Origin of the sequence: uncultured Muriicola sp. (genome assembly GCF_947258935.1) — a bacterium.
In the GTDB taxonomy this organism is placed as follows: domain Bacteria; phylum Bacteroidota; class Bacteroidia; order Flavobacteriales; family Flavobacteriaceae; genus Muriicola.
The window spans coordinates 1-2,712 of the sequence record NZ_CAMYKH010000131.1 but is presented as its reverse complement, the minus strand read 5'-3'; the positions used below and the strand labels follow the sequence as shown (position 1 = coordinate 2,712).

General features: G+C 39.7%; 3 protein-coding genes and 1 pseudogene. 1 reads left to right on the top strand and 3 read right to left on the bottom strand.

Annotated features, from left to right (window positions below):
- From Q0X72_RS13560 to nadC, 3 genes and pseudogenes are all read right to left on the bottom strand, one after another.
- Window positions 1-536, bottom strand: a pseudogene (locus Q0X72_RS13560) (primosomal protein N'); the annotation flags it as partial.
- Window positions 537-545: 9 nt separating this feature from the next.
- Complete coding sequence (locus tag Q0X72_RS13555; protein WP_297766500.1) at window positions 546-1,523, bottom strand: YihY/virulence factor BrkB family protein; 978 nt, start codon at window positions 1,521-1,523, stop codon at window positions 546-548.
- Window positions 1,524-2,381, bottom strand: a complete 858-nt coding sequence (gene nadC, locus Q0X72_RS13550) for a carboxylating nicotinate-nucleotide diphosphorylase (protein ID WP_297766498.1) — start codon at window positions 2,379-2,381, stop codon at window positions 1,524-1,526.
- 83 nt (window positions 2,382-2,464) lie between these two features.
- Here nadC and Q0X72_RS13545 point away from each other — a divergent pair.
- A partial coding sequence (locus Q0X72_RS13545; protein ID WP_297766496.1) for a 23S rRNA (pseudouridine(1915)-N(3))-methyltransferase RlmH occupies window positions 2,465-2,712 on the top strand: 248 nt, incomplete at its 3' end.

The window sequence follows — 2,712 nt, the reverse complement described above, 5'->3', positions numbered from 1 at the left end:
TCATGTAAGGTCTCTTTTAGCAATATGTACTTCTTTCTCAACATGCTATTGAGCAAGGGCAATACCGTCTTTTTATCTAGTATGGCACTTACATCATTGATCTTCAAGGATGATTGATGTTCCAGGGCCTCCAGTACCATGAACTCCTGGTCATTAAGAACTGATTCATCGGGTTGGATCGTATTGTTTTTTAGGACAAGAGTTTCACTTTCCAATAAAAAAGCACTGGGTACTGCTGTTCGGAATACTTCACCTAAGGTGCACATATAATACTGGGCCATCCACTGCCAATGATCTAATTGGAGAGGAGACACTAAAGGCAGGGTATCAATCAACTCGTGAATTTCCTTAGCCTCATACACCATAGGTGGTTCTGAGTGGACCTGAAATACCAAAGCTGTATAGATCTTTGATTTACCAAATGGAACAGCCACTCTCATCCCCTTCTTCATAAGCATGGCGGTGTCCTTTGAAACCGAGTAAGTAAACAGTTTCTCAAGAGGAATTGGCAAGATCACATCAACGAAATACTTCATAATTCCTGCTTAAGAAGAGACTTCTTCCGTATTCATATTTTGTTTGAGACTATTGAGTGTTGCATTCAGCTCAAAGCCCAATAAAAGTATATTTGCGTTTAACCAGATGTAGAACATCAAAATAAGCAATCCACCCAAAGCTCCATATAACTCGTTATAACGGGCAAATTTCTCAATATATACTCCAAACAAATAAGAGGTAAGTAAAATGAGTGAGGTAGTCATGAGCGCTCCGTGGGAAAAAAAACGAGCTTGCTTTCCTTCAGCCGTACCAAAATAGTAGAGTATGGCCGTTGTGAAGTAAGATAAAACTGCAAAGAACAATATCTTCCCGGCCTTTGCGCCTATCAGATCTTTAGGGTCTAGTTTGGTCCCACTAGATTCTGCTGCCCAAACATTTAAATACTCCAGGGTATATTCAAAATAGACGAAAACCACTGCTCCTGCCATTAATAAAAATGATAAAATGATACCTACCATAAGGGCATAGGCATATTGTTTAAAAAAATTACGGGTCAGAATTATATGGTAAGATGTTTCAAACCCACCAAAGATGGCGCTAACCCCATTGGTCATTAAAAAAATAGATAATACAAAGGCAGAAGATAATAATCCACCTTGTTTTTGGTCCTTGATCTGAGTGTAGATCTCCCCAAAATAATCCCCTGTCGCAGATGGAAGAAAAGATTCGAGGAAACTTAAAAATTGTGCGTCAAAATCCTGATTGCCAACACTCACGAATGGAATTACAAAAGGAATTAAGGTAATTAAGAAAATAAGGAGAGGAAACAGCGCCATAAAAAGGCTAAATGCTATGGAACTAGCTCTCGTGGAGAGCGCACCCTGAACAATCCCCGAGATATACATCTCAATTAGGTCGTAGAGAGAAAGACCTTGCAGCCCTACCAGTTTGATCTTCTTTAGTAGTACAACAACCCAATTGATGACTGGTATTTTCTCTAATTTATCCTCTACCTCTTTTGTCATCTACACTGCTTTAAGACTCAGATCCTTGTTGCTCACAGAATGGGTTAGAGCTCCAGATGAAATATAATCTACGCCGCATTCCGCATATTTTCTTATGGTTTGTTCATTGATACCCCCAGAGGACTCAGAAAGGCACTTCTCTCCTATCAGCTGTACGGCCTTCCTGGTATCATCATAATTGAAATTGTCTAACAGGATGCGATAGATACCATCCGATCGAAGAATTTCCTCCACCTCTTGAAGATTTCGGGCTTCTACGATGATCTTTAAGTCTTTATGATGTTCTTTTAAGTAGCGTTTTGTTTTATCGATCGCCCTGGAGATCCCACCTGCAAAATCAATATGGTTGTCTTTTAACATAACCATGTCATATAAAGCGAAACGATGGTTCTCCCCTCCCCCAATCTTTACGGCCCATTTTTCTATAGCTCTTATCCCGGGGGTAGTCTTCCTTGTATCGAGGATCTTGGTTTTTGTTCCTTCTAAAATAGCAACGTACTGGGCGGTCTTTGTCGCTATGGCACTCATTCGTTGCATTGCATTAAGAACAAGTCTTTCTGCCTTTAAAATACTTTGTGAGGAACCACTAACATAGAATACAATATCACCATAATGTACTTTTTGTCCATCTTGAAACAAGATCTCAAGTTTTAGATCGGGATCTACGTGATGAAACACCTGTTTAGCAAAATTCACCCCGGCAATAACGCATTCTTCCTTTACGAGGAGTTTTGCCATACCTTTAGCCTCCCCGGGAATACAGGCAAGAGAACTGTGATCGCCATCGCCAACATCCTCTCTGATGCCATTTTGGATGATCTGTTGTATTTCTTTATTGAAAGCTTCTTCAGAAATCATGAAATTCGAAACTATTGGATAAAATTACTAAAAACAAACAGCAATAAAGAATCTGAATTTCCTGAAAATTTTACCTTTGGCTTATGAAAATAAAACTGCTGGTTGTAGGCAAAACAGACCATAAGGGATTGCAGTCCATGATATCGGAATACGAGAAAAGACTTCGGCATTATGTCAAATTTGAACTGGAGGTTATCCAGGCTCTTAAGGCCACCAAGAACATGTCCGTTACCGAACAACAAGACAAGGAAGGAGAGGCCATTTTATCAAGGATCTCCTCTTCTGACATGGTGATTTTACTAGATGAACAAGGGAAACAATACACTTCCGT